19 protein-coding genes are annotated in these 21,009 nt (G+C 70.8%); 11 read left to right on the top strand and 8 right to left on the bottom strand.

Features of this window, described 5'->3' with window-relative positions:
- Positions 1 to 36 precede the first annotated feature (36 nt).
- Positions 37 to 1,794, top strand: coding sequence for an NAD+ synthase (locus OOK40_RS05955; protein WP_266477085.1), 1,758 nt, complete (start codon positions 37 to 39; stop codon positions 1,792 to 1,794).
- Between the two features lie 360 nt (positions 1,795 to 2,154).
- On the opposite strand, the gene OOK40_RS05950 is transcribed toward OOK40_RS05955, so the two are convergent.
- From OOK40_RS05950 to OOK40_RS05940, 3 genes are all read right to left on the bottom strand, one after another.
- Positions 2,155 to 3,177 (bottom strand): endonuclease/exonuclease/phosphatase family protein, encoded by a 1,023-nt coding sequence (locus tag OOK40_RS05950; protein ID WP_266477084.1) that lies wholly within the window; start codon positions 3,175 to 3,177, stop codon positions 2,155 to 2,157.
- A 205-nt stretch (positions 3,178 to 3,382) separates the two neighbouring features.
- Positions 3,383 to 3,997 carry a TetR/AcrR family transcriptional regulator gene (locus OOK40_RS05945; RefSeq protein ID WP_266478928.1) on the bottom strand — a complete coding sequence of 205 codons (615 nt, stop codon included), beginning with the start codon at positions 3,995 to 3,997 and terminating at the stop codon, positions 3,383 to 3,385.
- A gap of 322 nt (positions 3,998 to 4,319) precedes the next feature.
- On the bottom strand, positions 4,320 to 5,921 hold the full coding sequence (locus tag OOK40_RS05940) for an MFS transporter (RefSeq protein WP_266477083.1): 1,602 nt from the start codon (positions 5,919 to 5,921) through the stop codon (positions 4,320 to 4,322).
- A 158-nt stretch (positions 5,922 to 6,079) separates the two neighbouring features.
- Between OOK40_RS05940 and panB the strand changes: the two genes are divergently transcribed.
- The 4 genes from panB to OOK40_RS05920 all read left to right on the top strand — a co-directional run bounded on the left by panB (position 6,080) and on the right by OOK40_RS05920 (position 9,407).
- Positions 6,080 to 6,940, top strand: a complete 861-nt coding sequence (panB, locus tag OOK40_RS05935) for a 3-methyl-2-oxobutanoate hydroxymethyltransferase (protein ID WP_266477081.1) — start codon at positions 6,080 to 6,082, stop codon at positions 6,938 to 6,940.
- A gap of 159 nt (positions 6,941 to 7,099) precedes the next feature.
- On the top strand, positions 7,100 to 7,474 hold the full coding sequence (locus OOK40_RS05930) for a cupin domain-containing protein (protein WP_266477080.1): 375 nt from the start codon (positions 7,100 to 7,102) through the stop codon (positions 7,472 to 7,474).
- An 89-nt stretch (positions 7,475 to 7,563) separates the two neighbouring features.
- Positions 7,564 to 8,556, top strand: a complete 993-nt coding sequence (locus tag OOK40_RS05925) for an ATP-binding cassette domain-containing protein (RefSeq protein ID WP_266477079.1) — start codon at positions 7,564 to 7,566, stop codon at positions 8,554 to 8,556.
- Positions 8,553 to 9,407 (top strand): ABC transporter permease, encoded by an 855-nt coding sequence (locus OOK40_RS05920; RefSeq protein WP_266477078.1) that lies wholly within the window; start codon positions 8,553 to 8,555, stop codon positions 9,405 to 9,407. Before OOK40_RS05925 ends, OOK40_RS05920 begins: the two co-directional genes overlap by 4 nt.
- Before the next feature lie 13 nt (positions 9,408 to 9,420).
- Here OOK40_RS05920 and OOK40_RS05915 read toward each other — a convergent pair whose 3' ends face one another.
- Positions 9,421 to 12,729, bottom strand: coding sequence for a BTAD domain-containing putative transcriptional regulator (locus OOK40_RS05915; RefSeq protein WP_266477077.1), 3,309 nt, complete (start codon positions 12,727 to 12,729; stop codon positions 9,421 to 9,423).
- 160 nt (positions 12,730 to 12,889) lie between these two features.
- Here OOK40_RS05915 and OOK40_RS05910 point away from each other — a divergent pair, with 160 nt between their 5' ends.
- Positions 12,890 to 13,693: a site-2 protease family protein gene (locus OOK40_RS05910; protein ID WP_266477075.1), complete on the top strand. Its 804-nt coding sequence runs from the start codon at positions 12,890 to 12,892 to the stop codon at positions 13,691 to 13,693.
- Here the strand turns inward: OOK40_RS05910 and OOK40_RS05905 are convergent.
- Complete coding sequence (locus tag OOK40_RS05905) at positions 13,683 to 13,925, bottom strand: hypothetical protein (RefSeq protein ID WP_266477073.1); 243 nt, start codon at positions 13,923 to 13,925, stop codon at positions 13,683 to 13,685. The two genes, OOK40_RS05910 and OOK40_RS05905, sit on opposite strands and share 11 nt — an antisense overlap.
- A gap of 24 nt (positions 13,926 to 13,949) precedes the next feature.
- Entirely contained in the window at positions 13,950 to 14,663 is a 714-nt protein-coding gene (gene npdG, locus OOK40_RS05900; RefSeq protein WP_266477071.1) for an NADPH-dependent F420 reductase, read from the bottom strand.
- A gap of 94 nt (positions 14,664 to 14,757) precedes the next feature.
- Here npdG and OOK40_RS05895 point away from each other — a divergent pair, with 94 nt between their 5' ends.
- Both OOK40_RS05895 and OOK40_RS05890 read left to right on the top strand, forming a co-directional pair.
- A complete protein-coding gene (locus OOK40_RS05895; protein ID WP_266477069.1) occupies positions 14,758 to 15,363 on the top strand; it encodes a hypothetical protein in 606 nt (201 codons plus the stop codon).
- Between the two features lie 43 nt (positions 15,364 to 15,406).
- Positions 15,407 to 16,687, top strand: a complete 1,281-nt coding sequence (locus tag OOK40_RS05890; protein WP_266477067.1) for an MFS transporter — start codon at positions 15,407 to 15,409, stop codon at positions 16,685 to 16,687.
- A 224-nt stretch (positions 16,688 to 16,911) separates the two neighbouring features.
- On the opposite strand, the gene OOK40_RS05885 is transcribed toward OOK40_RS05890, so the two are convergent.
- Positions 16,912 to 17,148 carry a hypothetical protein gene (locus OOK40_RS05885; protein ID WP_266477065.1) on the bottom strand — a complete coding sequence of 79 codons (237 nt, stop codon included), beginning with the start codon at positions 17,146 to 17,148 and terminating at the stop codon, positions 16,912 to 16,914.
- Between the two features lie 90 nt (positions 17,149 to 17,238).
- Between OOK40_RS05885 and map the strand changes: the two genes are divergently transcribed.
- Together map and OOK40_RS05875 are read left to right on the top strand one after the other, a co-directional pair.
- Complete coding sequence (map, locus tag OOK40_RS05880; protein ID WP_266477063.1) at positions 17,239 to 18,096, top strand: type I methionyl aminopeptidase; 858 nt, start codon at positions 17,239 to 17,241, stop codon at positions 18,094 to 18,096.
- Between the two features lie 144 nt (positions 18,097 to 18,240).
- Complete coding sequence (locus OOK40_RS05875; protein ID WP_266478925.1) at positions 18,241 to 18,909, top strand: heme oxygenase (biliverdin-producing); 669 nt, start codon at positions 18,241 to 18,243, stop codon at positions 18,907 to 18,909.
- Here OOK40_RS05875 and OOK40_RS05870 read toward each other — a convergent pair.
- Positions 18,899 to 19,570 (bottom strand): PhzF family phenazine biosynthesis protein, encoded by a 672-nt coding sequence (locus OOK40_RS05870; RefSeq protein ID WP_266477062.1) that lies wholly within the window; start codon positions 19,568 to 19,570, stop codon positions 18,899 to 18,901. The genes OOK40_RS05875 and OOK40_RS05870 overlap by 11 nt on opposite strands.
- Positions 19,571 to 19,784: 214 nt before the next feature.
- Between OOK40_RS05870 and OOK40_RS05865 the strand changes: the two genes are divergently transcribed.
- Complete coding sequence (locus OOK40_RS05865; protein WP_266477060.1) at positions 19,785 to 20,807, top strand: hemin ABC transporter substrate-binding protein; 1,023 nt, start codon at positions 19,785 to 19,787, stop codon at positions 20,805 to 20,807.
- Positions 20,808 to 21,009: the final 202 nt, after the last annotated feature.

The following is a 21,009-nucleotide window of genomic DNA, read 5'->3' as shown; positions in this document are numbered from 1 at the left end:
GGACATCGCGTCAGAAAGACGATTACACTGGGCCGCGTGCCTCAACTACGCCTCGCTCTGAATCAGATCGACTCGACCGTCGGCGATCTCGCCGGCAACGCCGAGGCGATCGTGCACTGGACCCGGCACTCCGCCGAGCAGGGGGCGCATCTCGTCGCCTTCCCCGAGATGGTGCTGACCGGCTATCCCGTCGAGGATCTGGCCCTGCGGTCGTCCTTCGTGGAAGCGTCCCGGGCCGCCCTGCGCGCGCTCGCCGTGCGCCTCGACGAGGAGGGCTTCGGCGAGCTGCCGGTCGTCCTCGGCTACCTCGACCGCTCCGAGCGGGCCCAGCCCCGCTACGGGCAGCCCGCGGGCGCACCCCAGAACGCCGGGGCCGTGCTGCACCGCGGCGAGGTGGTACTGACCTTCGCCAAGCACCATCTGCCCAACTACGGCGTCTTCGACGAGTTCCGCTACTTCGTGCCGGGCGACACCATGCCGGTGACCCGCGTGCACGGGGTCGATGTGGCGCTCGCGATCTGCGAGGACCTCTGGCAGGACGGCGGCCGCGTCCCGGCCACCCGTTCCGCCGGGGCCGGGCTGCTGATCTCGATCAACGCCTCGCCGTACGAGCAGAACAAGGACGACACCCGCCTGGAGCTGGTCCGCAAGCGCGCCCAGGAGGCGGGCTGCACCACCGCCTATCTGGCCATGATCGGCGGACAGGACGAGCTGGTCTTCGACGGCGACTCGATCGTCGTCGACGCGGCAGGCGAAGTCGTCGCGCGGGCCCCGCAGTTCGCCGAGGGCAGCGTCGTGCTGGATCTGGAGCTGCCCGCGGCCGCCGCCGAGCCGCCCTCGGGCGTGGTCGACGACGGGCTGCGCATCGAGCGCGTCGTCCTCTCCGAGGAGCCCCTCGACGGCTACGAGGCCGAGCTGACCGGCGGCTATGCCGAGCGGCTCGACGACGACGAGGAGGTGTACTCCGCGCTGGTCGTGGGACTGCGCGCGTACGCCGCGAAGAACGGCTTCCGTTCGGTGCTGATCGGGCTGTCCGGCGGCATCGACTCCGCGCTGGTCGCGGCGATCGCCTGCGACGCGGTCGGCGCTCAGAACGTGTACGGCATCTCGATGCCGTCGAAGTACTCCTCGGACCACTCCAAGGGCGACGCGGCCGAGCTGGCGCGCCGCACCGGGCTCAACTTCCGCACCGTACCGATCGAGCCGATGTTCGACGCGTACATGGGCTCGCTCTCCCTGACCGGTCTCGCCGAGGAGAACCTCCAGTCGCGGCTGCGCGGCACGATGCTGATGGCGGTCTCCAACCAGGAGGGCCACATCGTGCTCGCGCCGGGCAACAAGTCCGAGCTGGCGGTGGGCTATTCGACGCTCTACGGCGACTCGGTGGGCGCGTACGGGCCGATCAAGGACGTCTACAAGACCTCGATCTTCCGGCTCGCGAAGTGGCGCAACCGCGCCGCCGAGGAGCGCGGGCAGGTCCCGCCGATCCCCGAGGCCTCGATCACCAAGCCGCCGAGCGCGGAGCTGCGCCCGGGCCAGGTCGACACCGACTCACTGCCCGACTACGACGTACTGGACCGGATCCTGGAGCTGTACGTCGACCGGGACCAGGGCAAGGACGCGATCGTGGCGGCCGGTTTCGAGGAGGAGCTGGTCGCCAAGACGCTGCGGATGGTGGACACGGCGGAGTACAAGCGGCGCCAGTACCCGCCGGGCACCAAGATCTCGGCGAAGGGCTTCGGCAAGGACCGGCGGCTGCCGATCACGAACCGCTGGCGGGAGACGACGCACTGACCTGCTGGTCCGGGGTACGGGGGCTTCCTGCGGCGATGACGCGGGAGGCCCCCTTCGCCGGTCGCTGCCGGCGTTGGCGACGGCTCCCTCGCGGGGGCTGCCCGGACCCCCGCGCCTGCGGCGGGCTTTGCCCCCACCCCGCCCTCCCCCTACGGCCTGGCGGCCGTGGGAGGTACCCCCATCCCGTAACCAAGGGGCTTCGCCCCCTGGACCCCCGTATGCGACCTTCGGCCGCATGTCCTCAAACGCCGGACGGGCTGAATGTGCGGCCCTGCCCCACATTCAGCCCGCCGGCGTTTGAGGCGCGGGGGTCCGGGGGCAGCGCCCCCGGTTACGGGAAGGGGCGGGGCCGGGGAAAGCTCAAAGCCTGATGCGCGCCGCGATCGGCAAATGGTCGCTGTCCGTCTGCGGCAGGGTCCAGGAAGACACCGGCTCCACGCCCTTCACCATGATCTGGTCGATCCGCGCCATCGGGAACGACGCCGGCCAGCTGAAGCCGAAGCCGTCCCCCGCCGCCCCCTGCGTGGAGCGCATCTGGGAGGTGATGGACCTCAACGAGCGGTCGTTCATCGTGCCGTTGAGGTCACCGAGCAGCACGATCTTGCCCGTACGGTCATGCGCGATCGCCTCGCCCAGCGCGTCCGCGCTGTTGTCGCGCTGGTTCGCGGTGAAGCCGGCGTTGAGCTTGACCCGTACCGACGGCATGTGCGCGACGTACACCGCGACCGCGCCCTCGGGCGTCCGCACCGTGGAGCGCATCGCGCGTGTCCAGCCCAGCCGGATGTCCACGGGCGCCGTGTCGGTCATCGGGTACTTGCTCCACAGCCCCACCGTGCCCTGCACGGAGTGGTACTTGTACGTCCCGGCCAGCGCCTGTTCGTACGCGGTGACCTGACCCACCGGCAGTTCCTGCAGCGCGAGCAGGTCCGCGCCCGACGCGGCGACCTTCTTGGCCGTGCCCTCGGGGTCGGGGTTGCCCGCGTTGACGTTGTGCGTGGCGACGGTCAAATTGCCGGTTCCGCCCGACTTGTCGGCGATCAGGCCCCCGAAGAGATTGAGCCAGACGATCGAGGGCAGCAGCAGGGCGATCAGCGCGGTGGCCGAACGCCGCACCACGGCGACGACCAGGATCACCGGGATGAACACGGCGAACCATGGCAAAAAGGTCTCGCTCAGACTGCCCAGGTTGCCGATGCGGTTGGGGACTTGCGCGTGCAGGATCATCAACAGCGCGATCAGTACGGCGAGTGCGGCGAGCACGAGGCCGCGCCGCCAGATGCCGGAGTCGCCGCGCCAGCCGTCGAGCAGGCTCCGGAACCGGGCTCCGGTGCGCCCGTTCCGGGGGCTGCCGTTACCGGTCTCCGTCTTGTACGCCTGCGCCATGGAGCTTTCCTCACTGCCTTGCCGTCACACCAACCTCGCCGTCGACACTAGGCGATGACGGGCGTTTCGCCGCCGTCGCCGGACGGCCGTTCTGCCTCGATGACGACAGGACGACGTACGGGGTTCCTCGTATCGGGCCAGGTGAGGGCGCTGTGACAGAACCCGCACACTTCGGGCAGTGGCCCGGACGGCGGTTCTGGGCGCTTCAGCGTGGCGGGCGTACGCCCTGGAGCACCGCGTCCACGATCCGTTCCGCACCGCCCTCTCCGGGTGTGCCTTCGGGGCGCAGCACGGTGCGGACCAGCATCGGTCCCACGAACAGGTCGCCGAGGAGTTCGATGTCGATGTCGGAGCGGATCTCGCCGCTCTCGATGCCGCGGCGCAGGACGGCTTCCATGAGTTCACGGCGGGGGGCGACCGCGGTGCGGTGGTACAGCTCCCACAATTGGGGATAGTTCTGCATCTGAGCGAAGACGTTGTGCAGGAGCGTGGAGGACCGCTTGGCGAGACCGCGCCGACGCATTATCTCGACGAGCGCGACCAGGTCGTCCCGCACGGAGGTACCGGGCAGGGGCGGAGCGACCGGTTCCATGGACCGTACGACGTCGAGAAGGAGGGCTTCCTTGCCTTCCCAGCGGCGGTAGATGGTGGCCTTGCCGACCCCGGCGGTGCGGGCGATGCGCTCGATGGACAGCTCGGATATGGGGACGCCTTCCTCGAGGAGCCGCACGACGGCTTCGACGATGGACCGCTCGGCCGCCTCGCTGCGGGGCCGCCCTCGCCTTGGGGTCTTGCGCTGCTCCGCCTGCTGCCGCACCATCTGCTGCCGCTCCATCTGCTGCTGCTCCCTCAGAGGCACGTTCGCTGCCGCCCTCGCCTGTCCTTCCGATTCTCCCTGCCCCCGCCCGAAGCCCGGGTCGGCTCCGGGCGGAGGGTTCGCGCACACCGGGCGCTCAGGTCCTGTCCGGTCGATCTTGCCGGGCTCGCGTGCCCTGGCACGGCACCTCGCCGCGTTGTCGTCAGTCGCCGACGCTCCGCGTCGGCTCTCCCCCTGCCTTCGGCGGGGGGACCCCCATCCTCCGGCCTGCGATGCACCACGCCAGACCCCGCTCACTGATCCGGCCTGATCGACCGGACAGGACCTAGTCGCGCGCCGCCGTCTCCCGGACGCGTTCGGGGTCCTGACGCTCCGGTCCCGCGCCCGGTCGGCCGGGCAGGAACGCCCCGACCACCACGGCACCGACGACGGCGATGGCCGCCGAGCAGAGTGACGTCAGATGCATGGCGTCGAGGAAGGCCTCGTTCGCCGGGCCGATCAGCGCCTTGCCCGCCGGGCCGAGCCTCTCCGCCGCGGAGAGGGTGGCCTCGATGGACTCGCCCGCGGCATACCGTGCCCCGGCGGGCAGCGCGCCGAGGTGCTCCTCGATCCCGCTGCGGTAGTGCGTGGCCAGCAGTGAGCCGAGTACGGCCACCCCGAGCGCGCCGCCGATCTGGCGGAAGGTGTTGTTGACGGCGCTGCCCGAGCCGGCCTTCTCCTGCGGCAGCAGCCGCACCACCAGGTAGGTCACCGGCGTGGAGACGTGTGCCATGCCCACGCCCTGGGCGAGGAAGGCGATCTCGATCGCCCATACCGGGGTCGAGGTTCCGAACAGCGCGAACGCCCCGAACCCCGCCGCGATCAGCAGCATGCCCGCCGCACAGGTGGCCCGGGTGCCGAACCGGGCCACGGCCAGCCGGGCCCGCGGCGCGAAGACCATCTGCGCCGCGGCCATCGGCAGGATCAGGAGCCCGGCCCGCAGTGCGCTGTAGCCGCGCACGCTCTGCAGATAGAACGCGGAGAAGAAGGTCAGGCCCATGAGGGCGAAGAAGACGAGCGCGACCGCGGCGACGGCTGCGGAGAAGGCGGGCTTCTTGAAGTACCCCATGTCGAGGGCCGGATGCCTGCTGCGCTTCTCGTGGAGGACGAAGCAGACGAGCACGGCGAGCCCCAGGACCACCGGGCCCACCACGGACCGGGCGGTGAAGTCGCCCAGCTCGCCGGCGTGGATGATCCCGTACACCAGCAGCAGCATGCCGACGATCGACAGCACGACGCCGAGGGGGTCGAGCCCGCCGGGGTTCGGGTCCTTGGAGTCCGGCACCAGGAGTGCGACGCAGACCAGGGCGATGATGACGACGGGCACGTTGATCAGGAAGATCGAGCCCCACCAGAAGTGGTCGAGGAGCAGTCCGCCGGTGACCGGGCCGACGGCGATCGCAACGCCGACGCTGCCCGCCCAGATCCCCATGGCCTTGGGCTGCTCGTCACGCTCGAAGACGTGCACCAGCACGGCGAGCGTGGCAGGCATCACAAAGGCGGCGCCGAAGCCCATCAGCGCCCGGTAGGCGACGAGCTCGGCGGGTGAGCCGGACAGCGCGGCAAGTGCCGAGCCGAAGCCGAAGAGGAAGGTGCCGAAGAGCAGGACCTTCTTGCGGCCAATACGGTCGCCCACCAAGCCGGCGGTGAACAGCATCCCGGCGAGGACGAGCGTGTAGGAGTTCATCGCCCATTCGAGCTCGCTCTGGGTGGCACCGAGGCCGTGCGGCGGTGGGCTGGCGATCGTCTTGACCGCCACATTCAGGATGGAGTTGTCCAGCACGACGATGATCAGGCTGAACATCAGGACCGTGAGGATCGCCCACCTGCGGCGGTGCACGGCTTCGGGAATCCGCGGCGGGGCGGGTCTGCCGGACGGGGTCGTCATGGGGGCAGCGTAACTCAATTTCGATACGACACCGTCTCGTATCGAAAACCAGGAGAACGTGACGGATCCCCTTCCGCGCGGGCGGCACGAGGTGCCACCATGGAGGCGGTCCGGGGACGCCGTCAGGGCGCCTCGAGATGACGAAGGAGCCGTTAGCCATGACGCTTCAGGCTGCCCAGAAGCCCACCGACAGCAGCAAGGCGCTGTACGGCGGCAAGGGCACTCGCCGCATCACGGTCCACGACATCGCCACCGCCAAGGAGCGCGGCGAGAAGTGGCCGATGCTCACCGCTTACGACGCGATGACCGCGTCGGTCTTCGACGAGGCCGGCATCCCGGTCATTCTCGTCGGCGACTCCATGGGCAACTGTCACCTCGGTTACGACACCACCGTGCCGGTCACGATGGACGAGATGACCATGCTCTCCGCCGCGGTCGTACGGGGCACCAGGCGTGCCCTGGTCGTCGGCGACCTCCCCTTCGGCTCGTACCAGGAAGGCCCTGTCCAGGCTCTGCGCAACGCCACCCGGCTGGTCAAGGACGCGGGCGTCAGCGCGGTCAAGCTGGAGGGCGGCGAGCGCTCGCTGGGCCAGACGGAGCTTCTGGTGCAGGCCGGTATCCCGGTCATGTCGCATCTGGGCCTGACCCCGCAGTCCGTCAACACCATGGGCTACCGGGTGCAGGGCCGCGGCAACGAGGATGCGCACCGGCTGCTGCGTGACGCCAAGGCGGCACAGGACGCCGGCGCCTTCGCGGTCGTCCTGGAACTCGTACCGGCCGAGCTGGCCGCCGAGGTCACCCGCAGCCTGCACATCCCGACCATCGGCATCGGCGCGGGCGCCGACACGGACGCCCAGGTGCTCGTCTGGACCGACATGGCGGGCTTGACGGGCGGCAAGGTGCCGCGCTTCACCAAGCAGTACGCCAACCTCCGCGAGACGCTCGGCGACGCCGCGAAGGCCTTCGCCGACGATGTGGTCGGCGGAGCGTTCCCGCAGGAGGAGCACACCTTCCACTGAGCCATCTCCGGCACCACCGACAGCCCGCCGACATCCCCCATCGGCGGGCTGTCGTCCGCCGTGGGGCCCGAAGTCCCGGAAGGCCTCCAGGGGCCCCCGCGCGTAGCCTTGAACGTGGACTCGGGGCTTGCTTGCATCACCCGCCGGGAGGCTGTCGTCATGGCCGGAATCGTGCGCAAGACCTTCGACTCCCCGGAAGAGACCCGTCCCTTCGCGGAGGGAACCGGGAAGCTCGACCTCGTCACCACTGAAGGCGGTCCGCCGGTCGGCCGGGCCGTGTACGAGCCGGGCTGGCAGTGGTCCAAGCACATCAAGCCCATCGTCGGCACCGACAGCTGCCAGTCGCACCATGTGGGCTATGTCCTCAGCGGCCGGATGAAGGTCGTCATGAACGACGGCGAGACCGACGAGATAGGCCCCGGCGACCTCTTCGACGTCCGGCCCGGCCACGACGCCTGGGTGGTCGGCGACGAGCGCGTCGTCCTGCTCGACTGGGCCGGTTTCGTCGACTACGCCAAGCCGGCGGGCTCCTGACCTGCTAGGCCCTGGCTGTCGGCGGGACGTCGCCCGCTTGTCGGCAGCCTGTCGGCGGCTTGTCGGTGGCGCCCGTCATCGTGGACGGCATGACGCGAATCGACAAGAACGCCGTCGAGGTACGAGGCCTCGTCAAGCATTACGGCGACACCAAGGCGCTGGACGGGGTGGACCTCGATGTCCGCGAGGGCACCGTCCTCGGTGTCCTCGGTCCCAACGGCGCCGGCAAGACCACTCTCGTCCGCTGCCTGTCCACCCTCATCACTCCGGACGCCGGCCATGCCGTCGTCGCGGGCTACGACGTGGTGAAGCAGCCGCGGCAGCTGCGCCGCACCATCGGACTCACCGGCCAGTACGCCTCGGTCGACGAGAAGCTCTCCGGCTGGGAGAACCTCTACATGATCGGGCGGCTGCTCGATCTCCCCCGCAAGGACGCCCGCCGCCGCGCCGACGAGATGCTGGAGCGGTTCTCGCTCACCGACGCGGCGAAGCGGCCGGCGATGCAGTACTCCGGCGGTATGCGGCGGCGGCTCGACCTGGCCGCCTCGATGATCGGCAGCCCGTCCGTGCTCTATCTCGACGAGCCGACGACCGGCCTCGACCCGAGGACTCGCAACGAGGTCTGGGACGAGGTGCAGCGGATGGTCGCGGAGGGGGCGACCGTCCTGCTCACCACCCAGTACATGGAAGAGGCCGAGCAGCTGGCGAGCGAGCTCACGGTCATCGACCGCGGGCGGGTCATCGCCAACGGCCGCGTCGACGAGCTCAAGGCGAAGGTCGGCGGCCGCACCCTGCAGATCCGGCCCAGCGATCCGGCGCAGCTGTCCGCCATGGCCCGCGCGCTCGGCGAGTCCGGTCTCGACGGGATCGCCGGTGCGACAGTCGTCCCCGACGAGGGTCTGCTGTACGTACCGATCCTGAGCGATGCACAACTGACTGCGGTCGTGGGCCTGTTGGGCACGCACGGTTTCGGCATCGCACACATCGGAACCCATCTGCCCAGCCTGGACGAGGTGTTCCTGGCCATCACGGGCGAGAAGACGCCCGTGTCCGACACGATTCCCGAGGAGGTCGCCGCATGAGTACGGCTACTGCCACCACCGCTCAGTCGCCCGCTCCCGCGCCCGCCCCGGTCAAGAACGCGTCGGCGGGCGAGGGCCGGATCGGCCTGCGGGGCAATGTGCGGCACATCGGCGCGCTGGTGCGCCGCAACGCCCTCCAGATCAAGCAGGACCCGGAGTCGATGTTCGACGCCGTGCTGATGCCGGTCATCTTCATCCTGTTGTTCGTCTACGTCTTCGGCGGCGCGATCTCCGGCAAGGGCAACCAGCAGGAGTACGTCAACTACGTGGTCCCCGGCATGATGGCGATGATGGGCATGAACATCGCCATGGCTGTCGGCACCGGCGTCAACGACGACTTCAAGAAGGGCGTGATGGACCGCTTCCGGTCCATGCCGATCGCCCGCTCCTCGGTCCTCATCGCGAAGATCGTGGTCGAGGTCGGCAGGATGCTGATCGCCACGACCATCCTGCTCTCCATGGGTTTCCTGCTCGGCCTGCAGATCCACACCTCGGTGCTCGAACTCCTCGCCGCGGTCAGCCTCTCCATGGTCTTCGGCGCCTCGCTGATGTGGATCTTCATTCTGCTCGGTCTCACCATGAAGACGGCCCAGGCCGTCCAGGGAGTGGCCATGATGGTGCTGATGCCTCTGCAGTTCGGCTCGTCGATCTTCGCCCCGCCGACCACGATGCCCGGCTGGCTGCAGACCTTCACCGACTACAACCCGCTGTCCAATCTGGCGGACGCGGCCCGGAACCTGATCAACGGCGGCCCGGTCGCCCACTCCGTGTGGATGACGCTCGGCTGGTCGGCGGCGATCACTCTGGTCACTGCGCCGCTCGCGGTCGCCAAGTTCCGCAAGAAGACCTGACCCTGACGTGGGGTCACACCAGGGCGGCGGCCTCCTCCAGGGTGAGGCCGCCGCCTTCGGCGTAGGCGCTCTCGTACGCCGCGTCCCCCAGCGCGGCGCGGACCGCCGCCTCGGAATCGGCACGGCCCTCGCGCTCGTAGCGGGGCGAGAAGTGGCCCGGCGGCAGCAGGGCGTCGGACGCCCCGAGTATCCGCCCCGCGTCCGGGGCTCGTTCCGGGTGCCCCAGGGCCAGCGCCCCGGCAGCCGTCACCAGGTGCAGCGAGGGCATCTGCGGAGCGACCATCAGGGTCAGCGGGTCCCGCGCCTTCTCCAGCGCGTGGCGTGCCCTGCTCAGGGACAGCTCGTAGTCGCCGTCGACGAGGTCGAGCCGGGCGAGGAAGCCGGTGATCATGCCTTCGAAGATCGCCATGGTCGCGGACTGGAACTGCGTCAGCAGCACGTCGACCTCGGCACGCGCCTCGGGGACGCGGCCGGTGCGCCCCAGCCACAGCGCGAGGTACAGCCGGGCGAAGACCGTCGAGTCCCGGCCCGCTCCCCTGCCATCGGCCAGCACGTCACGGATCAGGGCCTCACCCCGCTCGCTCTCCCCCATCTCCAGCAGGATGCCGCCGAGACGGGAGCGCAGCACCGCCGTCTGGGCCTGGGCACCGACCTGCTCCGCGTATTCGATGGCGGACGTGAAGTCCTCGGCGGCGAGCGGGTATTCGCCGCGGTTCTCGCGCGCCTCGCCGCGCGCGGACAGGGCCTCTGCCGCACCGAAGGCATCGCCGATCCGGGTGAAGATCTCCAGGGCCTCCTCCGCGTCCCGGGCCGCGTCACCGGCCCACTCGCTGCGGTTGGCGAGCACATTGGCCCGCGCCTGGAGCGAAACGGCGAGCTCCCACTCGTATGCGAACGCGCGGCAGGCCTCGGTGGTCTTGTCGAGCAGGATCTTGAGCTGCGCGACCTCTCCGGTCATCACGACGGCGAAGAACCAGAGCGAAGCCGGGGGGCGGCAGGTCTGCGGCAGCCCCGGCCGATAAGCCTCGGTGATCCTGCGCAGCCGCTCCATCTTCTCCGGCGTCGTCCACTCGTCGACGTCGTAGTCCATGAACACCATCCGGATCAGCGCGGCGCCGCGCCGGGCCTCCTGGAGCAGCTCGGGCGACATCGGCGGCGGCGCGTCCGTGAACCGTTCGGTGATCGGCGGGGCGGGCTCGACGGGCGGCGCGAAGGGGTCGGGGCCGAGCTCGCCGGCGGCCGTGGCCCAGTGCCGGGCCTCGGTGCGCAGATCCCGCATCTGCCAGTACCAGGACAGGTAGACGACGAGGCAGAGCGCCTCGTGCTCGTCGCGGGCGGCGACGGCGTGGCGCAGCGCGGTGCGCAGATTCTCGTACTCGAGCTGCAGCAGGTCCAGGGCGGCGCGCTGGCCGTGGCCGCGCAGCAGCGGGTCGGTGACGCGTGCCAGCTCCCGGTAGTGGACCAGGTGCCGCCGCTCCACGGCGGTGCGTTCGGCGGCCTGGTCGAGGCGTTCGGCGGCGTACTCTCCGACGGTTTCGAGCAGGCGGTAGCGCATCTGGCCGTCGGGGGTGGGTGCGGCGACGACGAGCGACTTGTCGATGAGGGATCCAAGGACGTCGGCGACATCGAGGTCGGCGTCCGGTTCCGCGCAGACCGCCTCCGCGGCGGCGAGGTCGCAGCCGCCCGCGAAGACCGACAGCCGCGGCAGTACGGCGCGTTCGGCGTCGTCGAGGAGGTCCCAGGACCAGTCGACGACGGCCCGCAGGGTCTGCTGGCGCGGCAGTACGGTGCGGCTGCCGCTGGTCAGCAGGCGGAAACGGTCGTCCAGCCGGTCGGCGATCTGGCGCGGGGTGAGCATCCGCAGGCGGGCGGCGGCGAGTTCGATGGCGAGCGGCAGCCCGTCGAGCCGGTGACAGATCTCGGCGGCGGCCTCCGGGTCGTCCTCGGTACGGAAGCCGGGCCTGGCCGCGGCGCCGCGCTCGGCGAGCAGGCGCAGCGCCATGGGGTCCGGCAGCGGGTCCACCGGGCGCACCAACTCCCCCGGCACGCCGAGCGGTTCACGGCTGGTCGCCAGCACCGTGACGCCCGGGCAGCTTTCGAGCAGCCGCTCGGCGAGGGCGGCGGCGGCGCCGACGACATGCTCGCAGTTGTCGAGGAGCAGGAGCATACGGCGGCGCTCGCAGTGCTCGGTCAGCCGCAGGACGGCGTCGTCGCTGTGCCCCTCCGCGGCCCTCAACTCCTCGGCACCGGCGCCGCGCAGCACGGTCTCGCGCGCTCCGAGCGCGCTGAGGACAGCCTCCGGGACGGTCTCCGGGTCGTCCACGGGCGCGAGTTCGGCGAGCCAGACCCCGTCGGGCCACGGACTCTCTCCGGTCGCGCCGACCCGCTCGGCGGCCTCCTGCGACAACCGGGTCTTCCCGGCGCCGCCGGGCCCGAGCAGCGTGACGAGCCGGGCGGCGGCCAGGTCGCCGTGGATGGCCTCGATGTCGGCGTCGCGCCCGACGAAGGAGGTGAGGCGGGCGCGCAGATTGCCGGGGGTGTACGGCCGCTGCGCGGGCACCGGCGGCATGCCCGCGGCGCGGGCCGTCGCGGGCGGGGCTGCATTGGAAAGCAACTCCCCGTGCAGCGCCCGCAGTTCATGACCCGGGTCCGCCCCCAGGCTGTCCGCCAGCAGCCGCCGTACCTCCTCGTACGCCGCCAGCGCCTGTGCCGCCCGCCCCGCGTCCCGCAGCGCCCGCAGACGCAGCACCTGGAGGCGTTCGTCCAGCGGGTGCGCCTCGCACAGCGCGGCGAGCTCCGGCAGCGCCTCCTCCGCGCGGCCGAGCGCGAGCGCCGCCGCGAGCCGGGCCCTGCGGGCGTCCAGGCGGCGGGCCTCCCAGCGTGCCGCCTCGGACGTGCGGTCCGGAAGGTCGTCCAGCACCGGCCCCTGCCACAGCGCCAGCGCGTCGTCGAGCAGCGCCGCCGCCTTGACCGCGTCGCCCTCGTCCAGCGCCCGCACGCCCTCCCCCGCGATCCTGTCGAACCGGTGAAGGTCCACGTCGTCGCCCGTTGCGCACAGCCGGTATCCGCCGCTGTCCGCCGAGGCGACCGCCGCGTGCCCCAGCGCGCGCCGCAGCCGCCCGACGAGCGCCTGGACGGCGCCCACCGCGTCCGCGGGCGGATCGCCGTCCCATACTTCGTCGACCAGTACGCCGACCGGGACCGTACGCCCGGCCCGCAGGGCCAGCACGGTCAGCAGCGCGCGTAGTCGCGCACCGCCGAGGGCGACGGGGGTGCCGTCGTCGTGAAGTGCCTGAGTGGTGCCGAGTACCCGATAGTGCACCCGACCATTGTCACCCGGTGCCGAACCCGGCCCGCGCAGCAGGAACCCCCGCGCACCCCCGGGACGTTCTCACCACGTCACCGGTACGGTCGATCCCGCACGTCCCTCCCCCGAGCCCTGGCGGGCGTGGGGGGACCCCCAGCCTTCAGGAGCCGCACCCATGACCACCGCCACCTCCCGCCACAGCGACCGGCGCATCAGTCCGGTGTTCCTCGGGATCGTCGCCGTGATGGCGGTCACCGGGTGGGCGGTGTGGACGGACTTCGCGGCGAGCCCCGGCGTGGCCGTGTTCCTGTTCGTCACGTCGGCATGGATCGTCTCGCTGTGTCTGCACGAGTACGCGCACGCCCGCACGGCGCTGCACAGCGGTGACATCTCCATCGGTACCAAGGGGTACTTGACGCTCAATCCGCTCAAATACACGCACGCGCTGCTGAGCATCGTGCTGCCGGTGCTGTTCGTGATCATGGGCGGCATCGGTCTGCCGGGTGGCGCGGTCTTCATCGAGCGGGGCCGTATCCGGGGCCGCTGGAAGCACAGTCTGATCTCCGCGGCAGGGCCGCTGACGAATGTGCTGTTCGCGCTCGTGTGCACCGCACCGTTCTGGCTGCACGCGCTGGACGGGGTGCCGATGGTCTTCCGCTTCGCGCTCGCGTTCCTGGGGCTGCTCCAGATCACGGCCGCGATCTTGAACTTCCTGCCGGTGCCCGGGCTCGACGGCTACGGCGTGATCGAGCCGTGGCTCTCGTACAAGATCCGCCGCCAGGTCGAGCCGTTCGCGCCCTTCGGGCTGCTCGCGGTCTTCGGCGTGCTGTTCATCCCCGAGGTGAACCTGGCGTTCTTCGAAGCGATCGACACGATCCTGCGGGGGCTCGGCATCAGCGAGGTGGAGACGTACTGCGGTCAGGAGTTCTACCGCTTCTGGCAGACGGACGCGAGGTGCGAGGCGATCGTCAGCCAGTAGCCCCGCGAGCCGCGCGCTCCACCTTCGCCCGGCGCAGGTAGTACCAGGTCATGTTCGACGCGAGCCCGGCCAGCAGCACCCATACGATCCCGAGCCAGCTGCCCTGTGCGAAGGAGACCACCGCTGCCGCGACGGCGAGGATGCAGACGACGAGGGAGTACAGAGCGAGGCGGGGCATGGGGTAGGGCTCCTGTCCGGGTACTGATGGCATACGCCGTCCAGTGTCCCCCATCCCCCCGCCCGCCCCTGTCACCGCCTACACGTCGGTGACGCGCAGCCCGGCGTGCGCCTTGTAGCGGCGGTTCACCGAGATCAGATTGGCGACCAGCGACTCGACCTGGTGGGCGTTTCGCAGCCGGCCCGCGAAGACTCCGCGCATGCCCGGGATGCGGCCTGCCAGCGCCTGCACGAGGTCGGTGTCCGCGCGCACCTCGCCCATCACCATCACATCGGTGTCGATCTCCTCGATCGACTCGTCCTGCAGCAGTACGGCGGACAGATGGTGGAAGGCGGCGGTCACCCGCGAGTCCGGCAGCAGGGCCGCGGCCTGCTCGGCGGCGCTGCCCTCCTCCGGCTTGAGTGCGTACGCGCCCTTCTTGTCGAAGCCGAGCGGGTTGACGCAGTCGACGACGAGCTTGCCCACGAGCTCCTTCTGCAGCGTCTCCAGTGTCTTGGCGTGCCCGTCCCACGGCACGGCCACGATCACCACATCGCTGCGCCGGGCGCACTCGGCGTTGTCGGCGCCCTCGATACCGAGGCCGAGCTCGGCGGCCGCCGTCTCGGCGCGCTCCACGGCGCGGGACCCGATGATCACCTTCTGGCCCGCCCTGGCCAGCCGGTAGGCGAGCCCGCGGCCCTGGTCGCCGGTTCCGCCGAGCACGCCGACGACCAGCCCGGATACGTCGGGAAGGTCCCAGGGGTCCTTGGCCGGGGCCTTCGGCGCGGCGCCTGCGCTGTCACGAGAAGTCATGCGCACGACCTTACTTCCTGGTCTCGGCACCCGATCGGGTGAGCCGGTGGCAATCCGGCCCGCCCGGTTGGGCCGTCGTGCACGATGCGGGGCCATGGATGCTGTACGCGTCGCCCTGCTGCGGGAAGTCCTGGCCGGTACGGAGTGGCCCGCGGCGACCCGGCGCTTCGCCGGGACGCTGCGCTCGTCGGTCGTGCCGCAGGGCGGCGGACTGCTGCTGGTCGGGACCGAGGAGTACGAGCCGTGGCATCTGGCCGCGCATCTCGTGGACGAGGCGGCCTGGTCGGGACAGCCGGAGCTGACGCCGACGCTCGTACGGCACCGGGTGCGGCCCGGGGACCCCGCCCAACTGGCCGTCGGGCTCGGCAGGCTGCAGGCGGCGCGACGCGGCGAGACCCTGCTGGTGGTGGCACCGACCAGGCCGGACGCGGGGCTTCTAGAACGGGTGCACGACGCACGGCGGGCCGGGGCGACGGTGCTGGCGCTGGACGGCGGGGACGCTGAGGTGCACGGCCTGGCGCACGAGGCGCTGGCGGTGAGCGACCGGGTGGACGAGGTCGACATCGACACGGTGCAGCATCTGGTCAGTGCGGCGGCGGGCGAGAACGTGGTGCCCGCGGCGCGCGGGCGGCGACGGCTCAGGGACCGGCTCTCGCGGCTCGCCGACCAGCTGACGTCGCCGCCACCCGCGCGCTGGTAATTCGGTTGCCGGGGGCGACGAGGGGTGCGGACGATGACCCCTCGTGACCTCCAAACTCTCCTCCGTACTGCCCGACCTGTCGCCGTGGCGGTCCTCCCGCGACTTCCGGCTGCTGTGGATCCAGGGCCTTGTCACGTACTTCGGCAGCTTCATGGCGATGATCGCCCTGCCGCTGCAGATCAAGGAGCTCACGGACTCACCGCTCGCGGTCGGTGCGATGGGCGCGGTGGAGCTGGTCCCGCTGGTCGTCTTCGGCCTGTACGGAGGGGCGCTGGCGGATGCGGCCGACCGCCGCAAACTGATCCTCGGAACCGAGGCGGGCCTCGGCCTGCTGGCCGTGATCCTGCTGGTGAACGCGCTGCTGCCCGACCCGATGCTCTGGCCGCTGTACCTGGTCGCGGCAGGCGTCTCCGCGCTCGCCGGTCTGCAACGCCCGGCACTGGACTCGCTGATGGCCCGGATCGTCCCCCACGACCAGCTGACGGCGGCGGCCGCGCTCAACGCCCTGCGCTGGCAGCTCGGCGCGATCGCGGGTCCCGCGCTGGCGGGTCTGGTCGTGGCGTACGCGGGTCATGCACCGGCGTACGCGATCACGGTCCTCGGCTTCGTCGCGTCCGTACTGCTCTGTCTGCGCCTGGCCGCGGCGCCGCCCGCGCACGACGCGGACAAGCCGTCGCTGCGGGGGATCGCCGAAGGGGCGCGCTATGCGTGGTCGCGTCCGGTGCTGCTCGGGACGTACGCGATCGACCTGGCCGCGATGTTCTTCGCCTTCCCGAACACGATCTTCCCGTTCCTCGCGGACGACCTGGACGCGCAGTGGGCGCTCGGCCTGATGTACGCGGCGGGCTCGGTCGGCTCGGTGGTGCTCAGCCTGACCAGCGGCTGGACGTCCCGGGTACGACGGCACGGCTTGTTCGTCGTCTTCGGCGCGGCGGGCTGGGGCCTGGCGATCGCGGCGGCTGGCTGGTTCTCTAACGTCTGGCTCGTGCTGCTGTGCCTCACCTTCGCGGGCGCCGGCGACATGCTGAGCGGCCTGGGCCGCTCGACCATCTGGAACCAGACGATCCCGGAGGAGCTGCGCGGCCGGCTGGCGGGCATAGAGGTGCTCTCGTACAGCGTCGGCCCCCAACTGGGCCAGGTCCGCGCGGGCACGATGGCGGGCTGGACGGGGACGCGCGCGGCGATCTGGAGCGGGGGCGTGGCGTGCGTGGCCTCGGTGGGGCTGCTGGCGGGAGCCCTGCCGGGGCTGCTGAGGTACGACGCGGACACGGACGAGGACGCGGGGCGCAGGCGTGCGCAGCGGGAGGACTCGGCGCGGGTCTGACCCGGGGGCGCTGCCCCCGGACCCCCGCGCCTCAATCGCCGGCGAGGCTGAAATTTCCGCCGGTCGGCCTGATTCTTCAGGCCGACCGGCGGAAATTTCAGCCCGTCCGGCGTTTGAGGACATGCGGCCGAAGGTCGCATACGGGGGTCTGGGGGTCTGCCCCCAGTTCGGGAAGGGGCGGGTAGGGGAACAAGCCCCGCGCAGCGGCACCCGCACCCGTACCGTCACGCCGAGTCGTCGTCCCCCGCCGTCGCAGACCCGTCGTGCCACCGCGGATCCGTCTCCCACTCCAGATTCCGCTCCCGCGCCGTCTCCATCGCCTGCTCCGCCTCCCCGCGCGTCGCGTACGGGCCGAAGCGGTCCTTCGCGGGGCACTCCGGGCCCTCTTCGACCTTCTTGTGCTCCAGGCAGTAGTACCACTCGCCCGGTTTTCCGACCGTGCGCTTCTTGAACAGGGCCATCGTGGGCTCCTTCCTCTCCCGCCATGCTGCCCCACGCCTTCCCCCGTAGCCCTTCGGGCACGGGAGGGACCCCCTCGTTAGACTCGCGGCATGTCTGGCCAGTCGCTGCTCGTACCAGGGGAGCTCTCTCCCATCCGATCCGTCCCCGGAAACATCCGGCGCCCCGAGTACGTCGGGAAGCCTGCCCCGACGCCGTACACCGGGCCGGAGGTCCAGGACTCCGACACCGTCGAGCGCATGCGCATCGCCGGTCGTATCGCCGCTCAGGCGATGGAGGAGGCCGCCAAGCACATCTCGCCCGGCGTGACCACGGACGAACTGGACCGGGTCGCGCACGAGTTCATGTGCGACCACGGCGCGTACCCCTCCACGCTCGGCTACCGCGGCTTCCCCAAGTCCCTGTGCTCCTCGATCAACGAGGTCATCTGCCACGGGATTCCGGACTCGACCGTCCTGCGCGACGGCGACATCGTGAACCTCGACGTCACCGCGTACATCAACGGCGTGCACGGCGACAACAACGCCACCTACCTCTGCGGCGACGTCGACGAGGAGTCGCGCCTGCTCGTCGAGCGGACCCGGGAGTCCCTCAACCGCGCCATCAAGGCGGTCAAGCCGGGCCGCCAGGTCAATGTCATCGGGCGGGTCATCGAGTCGTACGCCAAGCGCTTCGGTTACGGCGTGGTCCGCGACTTCACCGGGCACGGGATCAACTCGTCGTTCCACTCGGGGCTGATCATCCCGCACTACGACGCGGCGCACGCGACCACCCTCATCCAGCCGGGCATGACCTTCACCATCGAGCCGATGCTCACGCTGGGCACACACGAGTACGACATGTGGGACGACGGCTGGACCGTGGTCACCAAGGACCGGAAGCGGACGGCGCAGTTCGAGCACACGCTCGTGGTAACCGAAAACGGGGCCGAAATTCTCACGTTGCCGTGATCGCTTCGAGGGGTAGGGTTTTTACCGACAGGACGTCGGGAACACATTGACTTAGGTAAGCCTAAGTAGGGAGACTCGGTCGTGGCAAGCGCCAGTGCCGCCATCGCTTCCTTTCCCGTCACCATCGGCCCCTGGAGGCCCGCCTTGGACGCCACCACCACGTCCGGTACGCCCTTCTCGACGGTCATCCGTGTCGCCTCGCACGAGCAGCACACCGAGGCGGAGACCTCGACCTTCATGAGCGACCTGCTCGGCGGCCGGCTGGGCGTGGAAGCCTACGCGCGCTACACCGAGCAGCTGTGGTTCGTGTACCGGGCGCTGGAGGACGGCGCCGAGTCACTCAGGGACGACCCGGTCGCGGGGCCCTTCATCCGGCCGGAGCTGATGCGCACGGCCGAGCTGGAGCGCGATCTGGCGCATCTGAGGGGCGCGGACTGGCGCGAGGAGCTCGCGCCGCTGCCCGCGACCGTGGCGTACGCCGAGCAGGTCTCGCAGTGTGCGCGCGACTGGCCCGCGGGCTATGTCGCGCACCACTACACCCGCTACCTCGGCGATCTCTCCGGCGGCCAGATCATCCGCGACAAGGCGGAGAAGACCTGGGGCTTCACCCGCAAGGGCGACGGGGTGCGGTTCTACGTCTTCGAGCAGATCCCCAACCCGGCGGCGTTCAAGCGGGGTTACCGCGAGCTGCTGGACGCGGTGAACGCGGACGACCTGGAGAAACAGCGGATCGTCGACGAGTGCAAGCGGGCGTTCGACTACAACGGCGCGGTGTTCCGTGAGCTCGGAGCGGAGTTCCCGCTCAGCGCATAGCCGGAACGGGGGCCGCGAGGCGTACGCGGCCACCGATCTCGATCGTGCCGTCGGGGCCGGGGGCGGTGAGGATCTGCGAACCCCGGCCCTGCGTAATGTTCAGCGCCCGCCCCAGCCGGTCGGTGAGCAACAGCGCGGCGGCCCCGGTCGCCTCGTCCTCGTCGATACCGTCACCCCGCCCGGGAAAGGCCCGCGCCCGGACCCGGCCGGCGGCCTCGTCCTCCCACGCCCACGCGTAGACCCACTCGCCCGCCGGCGGCACCTCCAGCGCCTCGACCTCGGCGGCCGAGCCGTACTGCCGGAGCGTGCGCGGCGGCGCCCACTCGGCGCGCGCCGTGATCCAGGTGAACTCCCCGTCCTGGCTGACCCACACCTCGCCCGCGGGAGGGTTCACCACCTCCAGATCGAGCAGCCAGGCGGCGCCGACGAGGGGATGCCCGGCGAAGGCGAGCCGGAGGCCGGGGGTGTAGATGTCGACGACACCGCGCTCGGGGTCGTCGACGAACACGGTCTCACTGAAGCCCAGCTCGGCGGCGAGGGCCTGCCGTGACGCCCGGTCGGGAAAGGCGCGGGGGTCGCGGACGACACCGAGGGTGTTGCCGTGGCGGCCGTCGGCGCCGCAGAAGACCTGAAGTACGTCGAGCACGTCGCGTTGGTTCACCCCGACATTGAAGCAAGTCACTTCAAGCCAGTGACGGCGGATTGCGCGAACGCGGCGATCCACGAGCCTGGTTAATCAGGTAAGGCTAACCTAAACTGACGATGACTCGGGCCGAAAGGCCCCCCTTCACGCGAAGTCCCACTGGACAGCACGGCACCCCATGGCAGACTGCGGCCGACCGCTGTTAGACAACGAACAAGAGGAAGGTGCATCGGTGCGCACAACTCGCCTTGCGGGTGCGGTGATTGCCGTGCTCGCTCTCGCCCTGACGGCCGGTGGATGCGGCAGTACGGACGACGCCGGACCGGCCACGAAGGGGAAGCCGGCCGGGGCCCGGGCCGCCGCCGCGCCCGACCGGGTCGAGCCACTGGCCGCTGCACCGAAGCCACAGGTGCCGGTCACCGTGACATCGGCGGACGGGAAAAAGGTCACAGTCGCATCGACCGAGCGGATCGTGCCGCTGACACCGGCGCTGAGCGAGACCGTCTTCACCCTCGGCTTCGGAAAGCAGGTCGTCGCCCGCGACAACGCGACGACCTTCGAACAGGCCAAGAAACTGCCCGTGGTGACACGTGCTCACAACGTCTCGGCGGAGAGCGTGCTCTCGCTGAAGCCGACCGTCGTCCTCGCCGAGACCCTGACCGGCCCGGCCGAGGCCATCGGCCAGATACGCGACGCGGGCGTCCCTGTCGTGCTGGTCAAGCCGGGCAAGAGCCTGGCCGACGTGGGGCCGCGGATCGACGCGGTCGCGGCGGCGCTGGGCGTCAAGTCGGCGGGCGACGAGCTGAAGACGCGCACGCAGACCCGTATCGACGCGGCCCAGAAGAAGATTCCGCAGCCGAAGGAAGGCAAGAAGCCGCGGGTCGCGTTCCTGTACCTCCGCGGCTCGGCGTCGGTCTACCTGATCGGCGGCGCCGAATCGGGAGCGACGTCGCTGCTGGAGGCGGCGGGCGCGGTGGACGCGGGCAAGGAGTCCGGCCTGACGAAGGACTTCACGCCGATCACCAGCGAGGCGCTGGCCAAGGCCGCGCCCGACGCGCTTCTGGTGATGACGGACGGGCTGGAGTCGGTGGGCGGCGTGGACGGGCTGCTCAAGATTCCGGGCGTGGCGCAGACGCCGGCGGGCATGGACCGCAGGGTCGTCTCGGTCGACGACGGGGTGATCCTGAACTACGGGCCGCGGACGGATCAGGTGCTTCGGACGCTGGTCGACCAGCTTTACGCGAACGGAAGCTGAGGATGTCGTCGACGTCTGCGGAGGAGGCCCGGGCGGTGCCTGGGCCTCCGGCCTCCGAGCCGGGCGCTCCCGCCGCGCCGGGTAACCCGGAGCCCAATGCGCCCGCGCCGAACGGTACTTCGCGTACCAGTGTGGCGGCGGCTCAGGCGGGCGCGCCCGCGCCAGGCTGTGCGTCACCGGGTAGCCCGGGGCCCAATCCGCC

It is taken from the genome of Streptomyces sp. NBC_01481, from assembly GCF_026339995.1.
In the GTDB taxonomy this organism is placed as follows: domain Bacteria; phylum Actinomycetota; class Actinomycetes; order Streptomycetales; family Streptomycetaceae; genus Streptomyces.
The sequence above is the reverse complement of the archived record's forward strand: the minus strand, read 5'-3'. Positions and strand labels throughout refer to the sequence as shown.

Bases quoted from the DNA above. Each gene is read 5' to 3' on its own strand.
- OOK40_RS05885 (WP_266477065.1), bottom strand. From the start codon at position 17,148: ATGGCCCTGTTCAAGAAGCGCACGGTCGGAAAACCGGGCGAGTGGTAC.
- OOK40_RS05910 (WP_266477075.1), top strand. From the start codon at position 12,890: ATGACCACCGCCACCTCCCGCCACAGCGACCGGCGCATCAGTCCGGTG.
- OOK40_RS05920 (WP_266477078.1), top strand. From the start codon at position 8,553: ATGAGTACGGCTACTGCCACCACCGCTCAGTCGCCCGCTCCCGCGCCC.
- OOK40_RS05945 (WP_266478928.1), bottom strand. From the start codon at position 3,997: ATGGTGCGGCAGCAGGCGGAGCAGCGCAAGACCCCAAGGCGAGGGCGG.
- panB (WP_266477081.1), top strand. From the start codon at position 6,080: ATGACGCTTCAGGCTGCCCAGAAGCCCACCGACAGCAGCAAGGCGCTG.
- OOK40_RS05940 (WP_266477083.1), bottom strand. From the start codon at position 5,921: ATGACGACCCCGTCCGGCAGACCCGCCCCGCCGCGGATTCCCGAAGCC.
- OOK40_RS05930 (WP_266477080.1), top strand. From the start codon at position 7,100: ATGGCCGGAATCGTGCGCAAGACCTTCGACTCCCCGGAAGAGACCCGT.
- npdG (WP_266477071.1), bottom strand. From the start codon at position 14,663: ATGACTTCTCGTGACAGCGCAGGCGCCGCGCCGAAGGCCCCGGCCAAG.
- map (WP_266477063.1), top strand. From the start codon at position 17,239: ATGTCTGGCCAGTCGCTGCTCGTACCAGGGGAGCTCTCTCCCATCCGA.
- OOK40_RS05895 (WP_266477069.1), top strand. From the start codon at position 14,758: ATGGATGCTGTACGCGTCGCCCTGCTGCGGGAAGTCCTGGCCGGTACG.
- OOK40_RS05950 (WP_266477084.1), bottom strand. From the start codon at position 3,177: ATGGCGCAGGCGTACAAGACGGAGACCGGTAACGGCAGCCCCCGGAAC.
- OOK40_RS05905 (WP_266477073.1), bottom strand. From the start codon at position 13,925: ATGGGGGACACTGGACGGCGTATGCCATCAGTACCCGGACAGGAGCCC.
- OOK40_RS05925 (WP_266477079.1), top strand. From the start codon at position 7,564: ATGACGCGAATCGACAAGAACGCCGTCGAGGTACGAGGCCTCGTCAAG.